This window comes from Klebsiella ornithinolytica, from assembly GCF_030505655.1.
In the GTDB taxonomy this organism is placed as follows: Bacteria; Pseudomonadota; Gammaproteobacteria; order Enterobacterales; family Enterobacteriaceae; genus Klebsiella; species Klebsiella ornithinolytica.
The window spans coordinates 2,697,068-2,712,168 of record NZ_CP130153.1 but is presented as its reverse complement, the minus strand read 5'-3'; the positions used below and the strand labels follow the sequence as shown (position 1 = coordinate 2,712,168).

General features: G+C 53.3%; 15 protein-coding genes. 8 read left to right on the top strand and 7 right to left on the bottom strand.

The features are described from left to right. The first annotated feature begins 5 nt into the window (after positions 1-5). The 4 genes from Q1L34_RS13045 to Q1L34_RS13030 all read left to right on the top strand — a co-directional run bounded on the left by Q1L34_RS13045 (position 6) and on the right by Q1L34_RS13030 (position 3,562). Positions 6-1,085 (top strand): phosphotriesterase family protein, encoded by a 1,080-nt coding sequence (locus tag Q1L34_RS13045; protein ID WP_048023633.1) that lies wholly within the window; start codon positions 6-8, stop codon positions 1,083-1,085. Positions 1,086-1,098: 13 nt separating this feature from the next. Continuing rightward, a complete protein-coding gene (locus Q1L34_RS13040; protein WP_004862251.1) occupies positions 1,099-1,854 on the top strand; it encodes a glutamine amidotransferase in 756 nt (251 codons plus the stop codon). After that, positions 1,854-2,966, top strand: a complete 1,113-nt coding sequence (locus tag Q1L34_RS13035; RefSeq protein ID WP_015584277.1) for a M20 family metallopeptidase — start codon at positions 1,854-1,856, stop codon at positions 2,964-2,966. The genes Q1L34_RS13040 and Q1L34_RS13035 overlap by 1 nt, the downstream gene beginning before the upstream one ends. Before the next feature lie 167 nt (positions 2,967-3,133). Then, positions 3,134-3,562, top strand: coding sequence for a cell envelope integrity TolA C-terminal domain-containing protein (locus tag Q1L34_RS13030; RefSeq protein WP_004862255.1), 429 nt, complete (start codon positions 3,134-3,136; stop codon positions 3,560-3,562). 50 nt (positions 3,563-3,612) lie between these two features. On the opposite strand, the gene Q1L34_RS13025 is transcribed toward Q1L34_RS13030, so the two are convergent. The 3 genes from Q1L34_RS13025 to Q1L34_RS13015 all read right to left on the bottom strand — a co-directional run bounded on the left by Q1L34_RS13025 (position 3,613) and on the right by Q1L34_RS13015 (position 7,318). Further along, on the bottom strand, positions 3,613-5,592 hold the full coding sequence (locus Q1L34_RS13025; RefSeq protein ID WP_327204580.1) for a TonB-dependent receptor domain-containing protein: 1,980 nt from the start codon (positions 5,590-5,592) through the stop codon (positions 3,613-3,615). A 28-nt stretch (positions 5,593-5,620) separates the two neighbouring features. Next, entirely contained in the window at positions 5,621-6,679 is a 1,059-nt protein-coding gene (gene yncE / locus Q1L34_RS13020; RefSeq protein ID WP_004862260.1) for a 7-bladed beta-propeller protein YncE, read from the bottom strand. Between the two features lie 159 nt (positions 6,680-6,838). Continuing rightward, on the bottom strand, positions 6,839-7,318 hold the full coding sequence (locus tag Q1L34_RS13015) for a DUF2938 domain-containing protein (protein WP_015584274.1): 480 nt from the start codon (positions 7,316-7,318) through the stop codon (positions 6,839-6,841). A gap of 77 nt (positions 7,319-7,395) precedes the next feature. Here Q1L34_RS13015 and Q1L34_RS13010 point away from each other — a divergent pair, with 77 nt between their 5' ends. Further along, entirely contained in the window at positions 7,396-7,794 is a 399-nt protein-coding gene (locus tag Q1L34_RS13010) for a MerR family transcriptional regulator (protein WP_015584273.1), read from the top strand. Positions 7,795-8,119: 325 nt separating this feature from the next. Beyond that, positions 8,120-8,722, top strand: a complete 603-nt coding sequence (locus Q1L34_RS13005) for a LysE family translocator (RefSeq protein ID WP_015584272.1) — start codon at positions 8,120-8,122, stop codon at positions 8,720-8,722. Here the strand turns inward: Q1L34_RS13005 and Q1L34_RS13000 are convergent. Beyond that, on the bottom strand, positions 8,717-9,610 hold the full coding sequence (locus Q1L34_RS13000) for a LysR family transcriptional regulator (protein WP_048023635.1): 894 nt from the start codon (positions 9,608-9,610) through the stop codon (positions 8,717-8,719). The genes Q1L34_RS13005 and Q1L34_RS13000 overlap by 6 nt on opposite strands. 126 nt (positions 9,611-9,736) lie before the next feature. Further along, complete coding sequence (gene eamA, locus Q1L34_RS12995) at positions 9,737-10,636, bottom strand: O-acetylserine/cysteine exporter (RefSeq protein WP_015584270.1); 900 nt, start codon at positions 10,634-10,636, stop codon at positions 9,737-9,739. A gap of 193 nt (positions 10,637-10,829) precedes the next feature. Between eamA and ydeE the strand changes: the two genes are divergently transcribed. Together ydeE and Q1L34_RS12985 are read left to right on the top strand one after the other, a co-directional pair. Then, entirely contained in the window at positions 10,830-12,026 is a 1,197-nt protein-coding gene (gene ydeE, locus Q1L34_RS12990; protein WP_015584269.1) for an efflux MFS transporter YdeE, read from the top strand. A gap of 117 nt (positions 12,027-12,143) precedes the next feature. Continuing rightward, positions 12,144-12,614 carry a helix-turn-helix domain-containing protein gene (locus Q1L34_RS12985; protein ID WP_032717592.1) on the top strand — a complete coding sequence of 157 codons (471 nt, stop codon included), beginning with the start codon at positions 12,144-12,146 and terminating at the stop codon, positions 12,612-12,614. Between the two features lie 72 nt (positions 12,615-12,686). Here Q1L34_RS12985 and Q1L34_RS12980 read toward each other — a convergent pair whose 3' ends face one another. After that, positions 12,687-13,322, bottom strand: a complete 636-nt coding sequence (locus Q1L34_RS12980; RefSeq protein ID WP_004862278.1) for a lytic transglycosylase domain-containing protein — start codon at positions 13,320-13,322, stop codon at positions 12,687-12,689. 24 nt (positions 13,323-13,346) lie between these two features. Continuing rightward, the gene (locus Q1L34_RS12975; RefSeq protein ID WP_126509640.1) at positions 13,347-15,092 is read right to left on the bottom strand and encodes a TadE/TadG family type IV pilus assembly protein; all 1,746 of its coding nucleotides are present in this window, start codon (positions 15,090-15,092) and stop codon (positions 13,347-13,349) included. Positions 15,093-15,101 lie beyond the last annotated feature (9 nt).

Here is a 15,101-nt window from a genome sequence, read left to right as displayed (position 1 = left end):
AGCTGATGAAAGGATCAATTTTTCGCCATCCCTCCCCGCTGCCGGTCGGCGTCAGCAGCGGTTACGTCATGACGGTGCTGGGCCCGCTGCCGATTAGCGAGATGGGCGTCACGCTGATGCATGAGCATATTCTGCTGGACGCGTCCGGCAAATGGGTGCCGCCCTGCTGCTGTAGCGATCGCCATCTAGCCGAAATGCCGGTGAAGATGGAAAACCTCGGCGAACTGTCGCTGAACCCGCTGATGAGCCGCGATAACTGCCAGCTATTTGATGTCGACGTCGCGATTGAAGAACTGACCAAATATCGCGCGCTTGGCGGGGAAACGGTGGTCGACCCGACCAATATCGGCATTGGCCGCGACCCCAAAGCGCTGGCGCGCATCGCGCGTCTGACCGGTCTGAACATTGTTATGGGTACCGGCCTCTATCTGGAGCCGTCACACCCCGAGTGGGTAAAAACCAGCAGCGTCGAACAGCTGGCCGAACGGCTGATTTACGATCTTGGCGGCGCGGAGGAGAAACCGGAAGTGCTCGCCGGGCTTATCGGCGAAATCGGAATCTCAAGCCGCTTTACGCCGGATGAAGAGAAGTCTCTGCGCGCGGCCGGCCGGGCCAGCGCCGCGACCGGCGTGCCGATCGAGGTCCATCTGCCGGGCTGGGAGAGACTGGGTCACCGGGTGCTGGATATTCTCGAACAGGAAGGCGCCGATCTCCGTCATGCGGTGCTGTGTCATATGAATCCCAGCTTTGCCGATAAGCGCTACCAGCGCGAACTGGCGCAGCGCGGAGCGTTTCTCGAATACGACATGATCGGCATGAGCTACTACTATGCCGACGAGTCGGCGCAGTCGCCCTCCGACGAGGAGAACGCCCGTGCGATTCGCGAGCTGATTGACGATGGCTATCTCCAGCAGATTTTGCTGTCGCAGGATGTGTTCCTGAAAACCATGCTCACCCGCTACGGCGGCCACGGTTACGGCTACATACTCAAGCATTTTGTTCCTCGTCTGCGGCGCCACGGCGTCAGCGGCGAACAGCTTGAAACCTTGATGATTGGCAATCCCCAACGGGTCTTTGGCGGATAAAAGGAAAATCATAATGCAGAAAAAAATCTTACTGGTCGGGGAATCCTGGACCAGCACTTCAACGCACATTAAAGGCTTCGATCAGTTTGCCACCGCTACCTGGCACACCGGCGCAACGGATTTTCTCGCCGCGCTTGCGGACAGTCATTACGCGATTACCTACATGCCTGCCCACGCGGCGGCGACCGACTTCCCGCTGACTCAGGAAGCGCTGCGGCAGTGGGATGCAATTATCCTGTCGGATATTGGCGCCAATACGCTGCTGCTGCATCCGGATACCTGGCTGAAAAGCCGGCGCACCGCCAACCGGCTGACGCTGATCCATGACTACGTTGCCGCCGGCGGTGCGCTGATGATGATTGGGGGCTATTACAGCTTCCAGGGAATTAACGGCGGCGCACGCTATCGCCATACCGCGGTGGAGAAAGTTCTGCCGGTGCGCTGTCTGGCATGGGACGATCGTATTGAAACCCCGGAAGGTTGCTATGCCGAAGTGACAGAATCTCACGCCCTGTTTAACGATATTCCTGGCGAATGGCCGTGGCTGCTGGGCTATAACGAAGTGGAAATGCATCCGCAGGGCAAACTGCTGGCTACCGTCGCCGGAACCGGTCATCCGCTGCTGGCTATTCGCGAATATCAACAGGGTCGCTCGCTGGTGTGGACCAGCGATATGTCCGCACACTGGCTGCCGGAAGAGTTTGCCAAATGGCCCGGCTATCGCCAGCTGTGGATTAACTGCCTCGACTGGCTGACGGAACGCGACTGATGACCACCACCCTTCAACTGGCCCGGCAGCTGCTGGGCTTTAACACCATCAACCCGCCGGGTAGCGAAGCTGACTGCATGCGCTTCTTTGCCGACTGGCTTCAAGAGAGCGGCTTTGAGGTTTCGCTGTCGTCGTTCGGCGAGGGACGCAGCAATCTGATCGCCAGTCTGCCCGGGATGACAGCCGGTAAACCGCTGGCTTTTACCGGACATCTGGATACCGTGCCGCTTGGGAACGCGCAGTGGCGATACGATCCTTTCGGTTCACAGACGGAGGACGGTCGTCTTTATGGACGCGGCGCCAGCGATATGAAAGCAGCGGTGGCGGCATTTGCCGTCGCCTGCGTTCATCAGCGGGAAACTATTCTCGCCGGCAGCGGTGCGGTATTGCTGATTACCGGAGGGGAAGAAACCGGCTGTGACGGCGCCCGGGCGCTGATCGCCTCCGCTCCGTTGCCGGAGATCGGGGCGCTGATCGTCGGCGAACCCACCGCCAATTACCCGGTTATCGGGCATAAAGGCGCCCTCTGGCTACGTTGTGAAACGCGAGGGAAAACCGCGCACGGCGCGATGCCGGAATTGGGGATTAACGCTATCTATCTGGCGGCGGATGCGGTAGGTAAGATTCAACATTTCTCGCCAGGCGCGCCGCATCCGCTGATGAAACAGCCCACTCTTAACGTCGGACGAATCGAAGGCGGGCTCAATATCAACTCCGTGCCGGACCGCACGCGTTTTGATGTCGATATCCGTAGCGCGCCCAATTTACAGCACGCCACTATCCGGCAGCGATTGACCACGCTGCTTGGTGAGAGCGTCACGGTGTCGACATTGGTTGACTTGCCCGCGGTACTGAGCGAAGCGGACCACGTTTGGATAAAGCAGGTTTATCAACGCTGCCAGCCGCTGCACGATCGGCCGCTTGAGCCGCGCGTGGTTCCCTACTTTACCGATGCCTCCCTGCTGCTGCCTGCGCTGGGCAACCCGCCCTGTATTATTCTCGGCCCCGGCGAGCCGTCTCTGGCTCATCAAACCGATGAGTACTGCCTGCTCAGCCGACTGGAGGAAGCGGAACAGCTGTACGGAGAAATTATCCGCGACTGGATGCGGTAATCTGCCTGCCGGAGTCGCATAAAAGTGACAGCGTCACACGGAAAGAATGCCTGCGTTCGAACCTCCGCAGGCACACTCGTTGATAAACATTTGAATACCCTCGCTGAATAGCAGAGGATGACCGCATATCACGCCGAATTTATCATACCAGGCAAGGAGGCATTACCATGACCGTGAGACGCAGTCCGCTACTCTTTTGTTTCCTCTCTTTACTCCTGACGGCCTGCTCAGGCACCGCTTCCCCACCTGAGAGCGCTGAAAAGGCTAAATTATCGGCAGAAGTGGATAAGCTGTTTGCAGATTATGAGATGGGGTCAGACAATTCGCCGCGGGCGACTAATTTGCGCTATCTGCATCAGGTCAGAACGGCTATCTTCGCTAAAATAGACCAGCCGCAGGCGTATCAGGGGCAAAAATGCTCCGTGCGCTTAACGTTCCAGCGTGACGGGAAGGTGCAGAATCCAACGCAAGCGCATGGCGATCCGGCTTTATGCGCGGAAATTATAGCCGCGCTACAAGAGGCGCAGATTCCGCCAGCCCCGGATGAACAAACCTATCAGACATTCAACAATGCCATTATGGATTTCAGACCGTGAGCGGGATTTCCGCAATATTGTCTCAGGGGCCCTTGGCCCCTGCATCATTCTCAGAACTCCACGCGGCCGCCGAAATTATAGCGCCGCCCTTCCAGCATCGCGGTCTGCCTGTAGGTGGTGGTGTAAACCGGATTCACATCAAACAGATTGTAGATCCCGCTCATCAACGTGACGTGTTTATTCAGATGGTAACGCGCGCCTAAATCAACCAGCGCATAGGCATCCGTTGAGCTGGACTTGCCGATATCCGGCGAGTTGCTGCGCCAGCTCGCCTTGGTCCACAGCTCCAGATCGGACGTTGTATTCCACGACAGCGAAACGTTGGCCATACTGCTCGGAAAATCATTTAGCGCATAGCCCTTATACTCACCGCTTTTCTGTTCACTGTGGGTATAGGTATAGTTGGCGTTGGCCTTCAGCGCCGCGGTCACCTGCCAGTCGCCGTTCAGCTCCAGGCCGTAGATCTCCGCATCCCCGACGTTAATATATTGCGACACGCTATCAGCGGTATAGCCATTGTATTGACACTGTTGGCTGGCCGATGAGGTACAGATGGTGTGGTCGCTGATTTTATCTTTAAATTTGGTATGGAAAAGCGTCGCATCCAGCGCCAGCGCGTTTTGCTGCCAGTACACGCCCAGTTCGGTGTTGATGCTCTGTTCCGGCTTCAGATCGTCGTTGCCGATACCAATCTCAGAATAGGGATAAGCACCATAGACGCTGGTAAAACCGGCGTTGTTCTGCCGTAAATCCGGTTTTTTATAACCGGCGGAGACACCCCCTTTCAGCGCCCAGGTCTCGTCGATAGTCCAGTTACCATACAGCTTAGGCGTGACGTGATAGCCAAAGTAGCTATCATGATCCAGGCGCGCAGAGGTGGTCAGCGTAAAGTCCGGCACCATCATCCATGCATCTTCCGCAAAAACCGCCCAGCCATGACGCGTGATTTTACTCACCGGAGTGACGCCAGGCGCCTGCTTATCCGCGATACCGAAGGTGTCATTCAGCTCATTGCGCGTGAAGTTTACGCCTAACGTCAGCTTGTGATCGGCCAGAGTAAAGGTATTCGCGCTATTGGCCTCAAAATTATTCTGCTTAATAAATTGCGAATCCATCCCGGGCACGCGGTACTCCGTGCGGGCCTTCTCGTAGCTGATAAAGTTCTTCACCTCCACCAGATCATCGCCGTACCAGGCATGCTGTGACAGTGAGGCCGCATCGCGGTCAAAGCCCCAGTACCACGCTTTATCGTTATGGGTTTTCTCCTGATTGCCTTTAGAGGCGTTCAGATCCCAGAGCTGAGTATCGGTTGGCGAAAGAGAAATGGTGGCGTCCAGATTCCCGGCCTGATGCTTCACGAAGCGCTCTTTGGTTGGGCTATCATCATCGCGACGATCGAGGTAGTCTGCGCCCACGCTGATCCCGAGTTTGCCCGGGATGACAGGCCCCATCAAGAAAGCGTTGGTCTGATTAGTGTTGCCGTATTCACTTTTTTCCTGCAGGAAGTAATTATCCTCCAGCACCCCGGTCCATTTTTCGAGGTTCCAGGACTTTTTGGTGATGACGTTGACCACGCCACCAATCGAGTCAGAGCCATACAGCGAGGACATGGGGCCGCGAATGACCTCCACCCGATCAATGGCAGCCAGCGGCGGCATAAAAGCCACTTCGCTACCAATGTGATGCCCGTAGGGACGGGATTCGCGGGTAGACTGCTTGATACCGTTGACCATAAACGAGGTATAGGTCGAATCCATACCGCGCATCTGTACATCGCCGGTCGCCAGACTGCCGTGACCGTTGCCCACCAGCACGCCCGGCATCTCGCGCAGCGCTTCCGCGACATTCTGATTGGAACGGGTATTCAGCGCCTTCTCATCAAGCACCGAGATCGTCGCCGGCGCCTCGCGCCTCTCCTGGCTGAAACCCGTGGCGGTGACTACCATCTGCTCTTCGTTTACGGCAACGCCATCTGCAGCGTAGGCAGCCGCGGGCAGATTGACGAAGGCGAGCGCAATCGCCACCTCCATGTGTGTCTTAATCGTCACAAAAAAGTCCTTAGAATTTAGTTAGATCAATCTTGAGAACGTAGTCAGCCTGGTCGCTTTTTTCGTCCTGTTTGACGCTGGCATAAAGCGTTCCGGCATCCGCAGAAAGCGCCAGACTGTTGGGCATGGCCGCCGTTTTGATGGCGTGTTTGAGATGATGGGTTTTTGCGTCGATGACGCTAATCGAACGATCGTTGCGATGGGTAACGTAGATTTCATCGCGCGCGGCGTTATAGAGCACGGCGACCGAATTGGGCGAGGCAATACGATCCACCAGCTTGCCGGAGTCCAGCCGCACCACCAGCACATCGCGGGTGTTGGTATCAGCGATATACCCGACTCCTGCGGCGCTGTTCAGGGCGATATTGAGGAAATAATGGTCCGGTTCAGCCGGGTCGACCTTCACGCGGGCAAGGAGCTTCGACGTTTTGCCATCGAGGGTCACCAACTCCCCGTTGCCGGTAACTACATAAACTTTGTTACCCGCGTCATCAACGGCAAACCCCACCGGTTCGAGATGATTCAGCGTTTCGCTAAGCTGCTGCTTTCGCGTATCGACAACCCACAGCAGCCCTTTGTCTTTGCGCCCGATCCCGGACACATACAGACGTTGATTTTGCTTATCCAGCACCACTTCGCGCACGTGAGCCTGTTTCTCAGGATCCGCATCATCGCTTAGCTGAATAGTTTTAATCACCTTATTGGTCAACGTATCCACGAGCGTTAGCGAACCATCCAGCGCATTGCCCAAATACAGGATATGGTTTTCTTCATCCAGAGAAAGTGCAAAGGTACGCCGTTCGGTGGCTATCTTCTGATTAATCTGCAGAGAATCGGCCGCCAGCCGAAATACAACGCCCGTCGTTTTATCTTTCTCAAACGAGGGCGCGGAGGCGGCATAGAGCGTCTTCTGACTGTTGTCATAAGCCAGCTCATAAACGCCGTGGCCAAGAGGCTGTGAGCGGAAGGCCTGCTCGGTAAAATCCTTAGCCGAGGCAGAGAAAACAGGCAGAGAAGATGAAATGGCCAGCGCGCAAAGCGTTACTTTCGTCAGGGATACGGTAGACATGTAATTTTTCTTTACAGTAGTTTACGGAATGCAAACATTAATGAAAATAAATATCATTTGCAATTGCATTTATCTTCATATTCCCTACCATTTTTTGTGCTAGCGTTGAAGCCGCCGCGCTATAAGCTGGTGAAATGACCGGACGAAAATGCTTTATCTTCAGGCGCTCATCATCAGGGCTGAGATATACAGCCCTCCCCCATACGCCAGATGCGTGAGCAGACTGAGCAGACGAGCCAGCCAGGGACGCGGGGTTCGTGAAGCAGCGAAACCAAAACCCAATGCCGGCTGCAGAATGATGAACGGAGCAAATAGCGTCGATAAACCGGCCAGAAGACCGACTTTAAGAGAGGGCTCGCTGAACCAGGCGGTTGCGTTCAGCATAAGCGGTACAAAAGCAAAAACGACCCCGATCAGGTAGTGGAACATCCAGCCGGTGAACATCTCCCCTTGTATTCGCGGCGTTGTCGCAATCGTATAATGCCAGTATTTTCCTCTGGGCAACCATAAAATCCAGCGCCCAACCAGCGCATAGTTTAGCGGCGGTGCTTTGAGCAGGTATTTCTGCAAAAGTGACCAGATATCCATGATCAGCGTGGCGCCGATGCCTGTTATGACCGTTTTACCGAGAATAATCATATCCAATGTCTGCTCCTTATTGATGGAATGCTAAGCTGACAGCCAGTGTGCAACTTAAAGTGAGGTTTAAGTCAACAATGAAAGAACGGGATATCAGAGAGATCGCTGACCTTGCCGGGGTTAAACCCTCCGCATTGCGGTATTACGAAACGAAAGGATTAATTCGGCCTGTCGGGCGAAATGGTCTTCGCAGGCAGTACCATGAGAATGTGCTTTATAAACTGCAACTCATTGCGCTGGGACAGGCCGCAGGGTTTTCTCTGGATGAAATCGCCGTGATGATCGGTACGGAAGCTCATCCAGATATTAATCGCGAACTGCTCCACAAACGCTCACGGGAAATTGACGTGACCATTCGCAGACTGCAATTATTAAGCCGCGGACTAAAACATGTTGCGCGCTGTACTCAGCCCGAGCATACCCATTGTGAGGAGTTCAAGAGAATCGTTTCACGAGGACTTCGACTGGTCAGGTAACATTTCCCAGCGAGCATATGCTGATTATGCCACCGCCTCTCAGAATGCGCATCGGGTTAGCCCCGTCTGTTACGTGTACGGGGCTGGCGGTCGCCCTGCCAACTTAAAAAAACGATAAATTCATATCATTACAACGATAAACAAACCTCAGTGCCCCGGTAATGAGCCGGGCTTTATGGCCACTGTGCGGTGAAAACATCAAATACACCTTTAGAGAAAAGCCACTTACTCTAATGCCTATTTATAGGTAGCCTGTCGGGATATCAGCAACGCTATTGGACAATACCCCCATGCTGATTAAACATTTAACATTCGCGGAGAAATAATGATTTTAATTGTTACGATGTTTATATTTTCCCTCACCATGTCATTTTCACCAGGCCCGGTAAATATGATCATTATATCGTCAGCGGCGGCGCATGGATTTAGAAAAACCTTCCCGTTTGTCTCTGGTGCGACAACAGGATTTACTGCCTTGCTTATATTCGTTTGTTTCGGATTCTACGCTGCAATTGAACAGCACCCGTTATTTTTCAAATATCTCAACGTTGCTGGCGCAGTATTTATCATGTACCTGGGTTATAAAATAGCGTCGTCTCACCCTGATTTGTCATTACAAAAAGCAGAGACCCCAGGTTTCATTCAGGGTTTTTTAATGCAATGGTTCAACCCGAAAGCCTGGACTGCCTGCGCATCAGGAGCGGCGTTATTTTCCGACCCGGCAACCAGAACAACGGTATCCGTCTTTATCATGATTTATTTTTTAGTCTGTTATCTCTCACTGGCTTCATGGGCAGTCCTTGGTGACAAAGTGTCAATGCTGCTCAGGAGCAGACAACGTATCCGTACGTTTAACTTATTGATGGGCAGTTCGCTGATCGTTACGGCTGGCTACATGCTCTGTCTGCCATTCCTGAATCATTCATAATTTATGCGACTCAAACGAATTATAAATATTATTAATCAATTTGTAGGCAATACTGCTGGTCGATATATTCGCCGGCCATATGGCGTATACCTTTAGAGGTTCTAATGACCAGTCCGGGAGTACTTCCTGCATTTCTGCGCGCTTAACATCATTCTCACTCAGATAGCGAGGGGGAGCGGCCAGTCCAATGTGTTGCTTTGCAAGAGCATAGGCCGCTTCAACATTATCAACGACAACCGTTGGCGTATACTTTACTAACGCCACCTCGCCATTTTTATGCCTGAACGCCCGCTGGTTCTGCCTCATGGTCAGTCCAATCCAGGGCAGTGGTTCAAGATCATCAGGGTGGTTGATGGGCTTATATTGGCTTAACAACGCCTTTGATGCGACGAGCTGCCGGGGCAGCACAAAAAGATGCCGGGCTTTGAGTGAGCTGTCCGGGAGCTCCCCAATCCGAAAAGCAACATCAATACTCTCTCCGATAATATCTTTCCGCGTGTCGCTATAAGAAATATTGAGGAAAACATCCGGATATTCCTTTATAAAAACCGCAAGATGGCGAGTAAATGCGCTATTGATAAAAACGGCAGGAACAGAAATATGCAGCTTGTTAGCCGTTGATATAGACCGCTGCTTAAATTCAATAACCCCCTTCTCATACAGCTCCAGCATAGATTTGGCCGTCTCCAGCAAACTGAGGCCATCGTGAGTCAGAGAGAGTTTCCGGGTATTTCTATATAGCAGAGCACTACCCAGATTTTTTTCCAGTTTTGCCAGATGCGTGCTCGCCGTTGCGGTCGTCAGCCCTAAAGCTTCTGCGCCACCTGAGATGGATCCCGCCTCTACAATTTTTGCAAAAACGATCAGGTAGCGGATGTCATCAATCATTTATATTCCTTTGGTCACTCATTCGCTTTGCCCCTGAGCCTAACCACATCATGGTCAAAGACCAGCGACAAGCAACCCTGGCGCCGTCATGCAAAAAACATCCCTGTCCAGATATATGGCCTTTACTTATCTTGGGACCACGCCCGTCCGCCAGGTCCGCAGGCCGAAAACGTTGATATACAGCCCGGCCATAATCAAAACGGCCCCCAGCAGCTGCAAGCCGTTCAGCGTTTCGCCGAGCAACAGCGCGGCGCTGGCCATCCCCACTACCGGCACCAGCAACGACAGCGGCGCCACGCGCCAGGTTTCATAGCGCCCAAGCAGCGAGCCCCAGATGCCGTAGCCCACAATCGTGGCAATAAACGCCAGATAAAGCAGCGAGAGCACGGTCAGCATATCAATATGAATCAGGCTCGCCACCATCGTCTGCGGGCCATCGATCGCCCATGACGCCAGCATAAACGGCAGCACCGGAATCAGCGCGCTCCACACCACCAGGGACATAATCTGCGGTTTCTCGGCGCGGGACATGATCTTCTTATTAAAGATATTACCGCACGCCCAGCTCAACGCCGCCGCCAGAGTCAGCATAAATCCGACGACCGGAACATGCTGGCCGCCGAGGCTGGCTTCCACCAGCACCAGGATGCCAAAAATAGCCAGCGCAATCCCGGCCAGCTGTTTTCCCTGCAGGCGTTCACCGAAGGCAAAAGCGCCAAGAATAATGGTGAAGAACGCCTGCGCCTGCAGCACCAAAGAGGCCAGGCCAGCGGGCATCCCAAGATTAATTGCGCAGAATAAAAAGGCGAACTGACCAAAGCTGATGGTCAGGCCATAGCCGAGCAGCAGGCGCAGCGGGATTTTGGGACGGGCAACAAACAACAGCGCCGGAAAGGCCACCAGTAAGAAACGCAGTCCCGCCAGCATCAGCGGCGGCATATTGTGGAGTCCGACCTTAATCACCACAAAATTCAGCCCCCACACCACTACCACCAGCAGCGCCAGCAGCCCGTCTTTACGTGTCATACCCTGCCTCTGTTGTTATATGAATTTTTGTGAACAAAATCAAAGTACCCAAAAAAGCGCCCGCCGGATAGATCATTATTTTTAGCAGGGTACCAAAGCACATGATGACACCGGGTTGCGCTATACAAGGTCCTGAGAGCATGGTATTTCTGAGCAGTACCACATAAAAAAAACATTTCATCAGGCAAACAACATGATACCGACCATCAGGCGCTCCACCATCGCGCTGCTGGCATCCTCGCTGCTGCTGACTATCGGCCGTGGTGCAACGCTGCCCTTTATGACCATTTTCCTCACCCGCCAGTACCAGCTTGAGGTGGATAAAATTGGCTATGCGCTCTCCATCGCCCTCACCGTCGGCGTCGTCTTTAGCATGGGGTTTGGCATTCTGGCCGATAAGTTTGATAAAAAGCGCTATATGCTTATCGCCGTGCTGGCCTTTATCTGCGGCTTTATCGCGATTCCGCTGGTCAATAGCGTAAGCCTGGTGGTGTTTTTCTTTGCTCTGATCAACTGCGCCTATTCCGTCTTCTCTACCGTGCTGAAGGCGTGGTTTGCCGATGTTCTGTCGCCGGAAAAGAAAGCGCGGATCTTCTCCCTCAACTATACCTTTCTCAACATCGGCTGGACCGTCGGCCCGCCCATCGGCACGCTGCTGGTGATGCACAGTATCAACCTGCCATTTTGGCTGGCGGCGGCCTGCGCCGCATTGCCGCTGGTTGGTATTCAGCTCTTCGTTCAGCGCTCCTCGGCGACCATTGCCCAGGATAATGCCACCCAATGGTCGCCTTCCGTATTGCTGCGCGACCGCGCGCTGATGTGGTTTACGCTTTCCGGCCTGCTGGCCTCGTTCGTCGGCGGTTCATTCGCCTCCTGTATTTCGCAGTATGTGCTGGTGGTCGCCGATAGCGATTTTGCCGAAAAGGTGGTGGCGGTGGTACTCCCGGTCAACGCCGCCGTGGTGGTTGCGCTGCAGTACGCCGTCGGCCGTCGCCTGAGCGCCAGGAATATTCGTCCGCTCATGACCTTTGGTACGTTCTGTTTCGTCCTCGGTCTGGGGGGATTTATTGTTTCCGACAGCAGCCTGCTGCTATGGGGGCTCTCTGCCGCCGTGTTTACGCTTGGCGAGGTCATTTACGCGCCCGGTGAGTATATGCTGATTGATAACATCGCCCCCGCCGGCATGAAGGCGAGCTACTTTTCCGCCCAGTCGCTGGGCTGGCTGGGCGCCGCCTTCAACCCGATGATTACCGGATCTATCCTGACCCATATGCCGCACTGGTCGCTGTTTGTGGTGCTGATGCTCGCTATTATCGTTGCCTGGCTGATGATCTTCCGCGGAATGAAAATTCGCCCGTGGCAGAATGGCTGTTCGGCCGTCAGCGCGTAACCCCAGGCGTCATGCGGCTGTCGGGTTAATGTCGTGCAACTGTCGGCTGCGGATCGTGGTGCCCGACAGAGCCCGGCGCCACACTCCATCTCAGGTTTTCACCCGGAGATAGACATGATGAACAGCACTAATCAGGTTAAACAATTACGTCTGCAGCGCGCCTGGTCCCAGGAGCAGCTGGCAGAACTTGCCGGCCTCAGCGTGCGGACAATTCAGCGCATTGAAAACGGCGACCGCCCAGGGCTGGAAACGCTGAGCGCCCTTGCCGCCGTCTTTGAAGTTAACGTTGCCGATATCACCGGTGACTCCCCGGCGGGGCACGAAGAGTCTCTCGATTTACGCATCGAAGAGGCAAAAGCGCGCGTGCATCAGGAAAGCCGCTTTTTCCGCTCACTGTCGACCGCCGTGGTGGTATGCGTGTTGCTGGCTTTACTTAACCGGTTTACCAACCCGGAGAACAACTGGTCTGCCTGGGTCGCCGGGATCTGGGGGGCGTTGCTGCTGGTGAGAGGCATGCGATTGTTTGTTTTCGGCGGATGGATCCGCAGCTGGCGTCAGACGCGGCTGCAGCGACTGCTGCGCAAATAGCTATTTTACCTTGCAACCATTCCCCGCTTGCCTGGACGCTGAGCGGGTCTACAGATTGCAGGCGGGCCCCGGCTAGTCACCTCGCAGAGATTTCACGCCTCTGGGTGATGACGCGCCAGCGATCTGGGATAGCTTCGCTCCGGGTGGCGTTTGCCGGTTTTCTTTTGCGACGGAGGCTTTTGCCGATGGGCGAGATTTACCATCCGGAATTACCGCAATGGGAGCAATATTGCCGACTGTCAGCGTCGGTTTTACTGCCATGATCCGATCTACGTAGCTGGTCTGCGCCTGACCTTCAGGGAGAAACCCACGGCGGAAGTTGCCGCTGTAGTAGCAGGAAAAAGCCGCCAGCTCCGCCTGTTGCGGTGAAAACTTGACCGAAGCGCGCCGCAAGCATTCATTAAAAATACCTGCAGCAGCGCGGGCGTTATGACAAGGATCGAAGACGGTCTCATAATCCAGTCCGTATTTGTCGAGGTTGTGCCGGTTCACCTGGCCTAGCCCCAGCGAAAAATTCCAGCCCGCCTGTTCCAGATATTGCGCGGTGGCGATAGCCTCTTCCTTGTGGCGTGGCTGACGCGCCAGCCGTCCGCCTACCACGCCAATGGCGTATGGATTAAACGACGACTCCACTTTCATTAAACGTTCCAGCACCTGGGGAGCGACCTCTGGCGCGCACTGATTAGCCAAAACAGCCAAATCCAACACTCTGACCTCCTGTCGCGCGGGTGGTTATTCCGGCTCATTTTTATTGATAAATTTCACCGAGGATTTTTTAGCAATCCCCGTCAGGACGTTAATAATGTCCTGGTAGTTGGTGGCAAGGAACACGTTGTCTCCTGCGCAGTAATTGCGCCAGAGGTCGAGAGCGTTGGTCGTTTCTGAACTATTGACCGTAAAAATAAAGAAAATATCCGCCAGTTGCGTAGGCGTTCCCTCAGGATAGCGCAGTAACCCCTCTCTGATGCGGCTACACAAACTATACTGATCAAATAATTTTTTGCTCAAAGCGCCGCCATCAATATCAATACCATCTGATATGATAATTATTGCTTTTCTTGGGTTATTTCCTTTGGCGATAACGGGAAGCGCGCGCAGTAATCCTGAAGTGACATAGGTTGTGCCATCAGTGACATTCATCTCTCTGAATTTATCGATTATTTGACGGTCATGAGTTAACTCAATAAGATAAGAGGCTGGTTTAGCCGTCTTACTCCTCAGCATATTGCTTGCAGTGGTAGCGTTAATAGCACCAAAGGTCGAATAGCAGTCATATAAAAATGGTCTATCATTAATATTATTAACCATGTATTTGAAAGTGGTAATGGAGGCATCGGTAAACATATAATCACCCGTAACTAAGCCGGGGAAATCCATCGTTACTGTATTAAATATCGTGCGCTGAGAGTAAGCGTAGTACATAAGTTCATGTGCTGCCACACGGCCTTCCTGAAACTCCGGGTAATTCTTAAACAGGCTAGCCCGAGGATCGGCATCGCAGCTATATTGTGCTTTACCAACCGCAGAACCAAATTGCGCATTTTTCACACACCAGCCTTTATTAATCATATCATTGATGCTGTATCCTGTTGCTGGACGTACAACATTATTATACCAGTTATATAATAACTGATCGTACTGATAGGACTGAGTTATTTCTGTCGGAGTTGCTAAAGAGGTATTAAAGCGTATTTTATTATACCAAAAGTCCAGATCTACCTTCGCATATTTTTTCTGGAACTTACCAACATATGAACAACCAAAATTATTTCCTCCAGCAACATTTTCTCCGGGAAGAATAACTGATACACCTGCAGTAAATGGAATAATTCCTACGGTATTAGTCACAGAATCATCATTTAAAACCTCGCCAATAAACTCCGTGACGACTTTACGTAACAATTCGATCCTGGTCAGGCCTGGCTCTGATGACGAATTTAGCATCGAACCTGAAAAATCCAGCACAAGAGCATAGTCCGTCGGGTATTTTATCTCTTCGATTGTACGTCTGACCACTCCCGCGCCGCTGTCGGCGCGAATATCTACTGCAGAGTCAAAACCGACCTCTTGCTGCGCGCCAATGAGCGGCCGCATGCTGGCCTTTCCGCTGGCGGTATAGTCCACGGAGTCAAGTTTACCTGTTTTCGTTGTGCTGTAGTTCACATCGACCGAAACGGCCAGATCGCTTTTCGCGATCCTCGCATCCGGCACATAGTAGGAAAGGTAGTGATGTAACAGCGTAATATTCTCCGCCTCATCCGCGGCAGTGGTATTGCGGTTATCGATCATCGCCACCGCCAGCACGCCCTGATTGAGGCCATCTGCCAGCCTGGCGCGACTGCTTTGTAGATTAGCGCCATCATATGCCACCGAATAGAACATCATTAACAGCGGAAACATAATGGCAAACATGACGGTTATCGCGCCATATTCCTGACGCAAAAGACGAACGATAAACCGCAAAAATCGGCTTCGCATAATTTTCAC

What these genes read in the sequence shown, in the direction of transcription:
- eamA (WP_015584270.1), bottom strand. Translation starts at nt 10,636, where the DNA reads ATGACACGTAAAGACGGGCTGCTGGCGCTGCTGGTGGTAGTGGTGTGG.
- Q1L34_RS13030 (WP_004862255.1), top strand. Translation starts at nt 3,134, where the DNA reads ATGACCGTGAGACGCAGTCCGCTACTCTTTTGTTTCCTCTCTTTACTC.
- ydeE (WP_015584269.1), top strand. Translation starts at nt 10,830, where the DNA reads ATGATACCGACCATCAGGCGCTCCACCATCGCGCTGCTGGCATCCTCG.
- Q1L34_RS13010 (WP_015584273.1), top strand. Translation starts at nt 7,396, where the DNA reads ATGAAAGAACGGGATATCAGAGAGATCGCTGACCTTGCCGGGGTTAAA.
- Q1L34_RS13035 (WP_015584277.1), top strand. Translation starts at nt 1,854, where the DNA reads ATGACCACCACCCTTCAACTGGCCCGGCAGCTGCTGGGCTTTAACACC.
- Q1L34_RS13045 (WP_048023633.1), top strand. Translation starts at nt 6, where the DNA reads ATGAAAGGATCAATTTTTCGCCATCCCTCCCCGCTGCCGGTCGGCGTC.
- Q1L34_RS13040 (WP_004862251.1), top strand. Translation starts at nt 1,099, where the DNA reads ATGCAGAAAAAAATCTTACTGGTCGGGGAATCCTGGACCAGCACTTCA.
- yncE (WP_004862260.1), bottom strand. Translation starts at nt 6,679, where the DNA reads ATGTCTACCGTATCCCTGACGAAAGTAACGCTTTGCGCGCTGGCCATT.
- Q1L34_RS13005 (WP_015584272.1), top strand. Translation starts at nt 8,120, where the DNA reads ATGATTTTAATTGTTACGATGTTTATATTTTCCCTCACCATGTCATTT.
- Q1L34_RS13015 (WP_015584274.1), bottom strand. Translation starts at nt 7,318, where the DNA reads ATGATTATTCTCGGTAAAACGGTCATAACAGGCATCGGCGCCACGCTG.
- Q1L34_RS13025 (WP_327204580.1), bottom strand. Translation starts at nt 5,592, where the DNA reads ATGGAGGTGGCGATTGCGCTCGCCTTCGTCAATCTGCCCGCGGCTGCC.
- Q1L34_RS12975 (WP_126509640.1), bottom strand. Translation starts at nt 15,092, where the DNA reads ATGCGAAGCCGATTTTTGCGGTTTATCGTTCGTCTTTTGCGTCAGGAA.
- Q1L34_RS13000 (WP_048023635.1), bottom strand. Translation starts at nt 9,610, where the DNA reads ATGATTGATGACATCCGCTACCTGATCGTTTTTGCAAAAATTGTAGAG.
- Q1L34_RS12985 (WP_032717592.1), top strand. Translation starts at nt 12,144, where the DNA reads ATGAACAGCACTAATCAGGTTAAACAATTACGTCTGCAGCGCGCCTGG.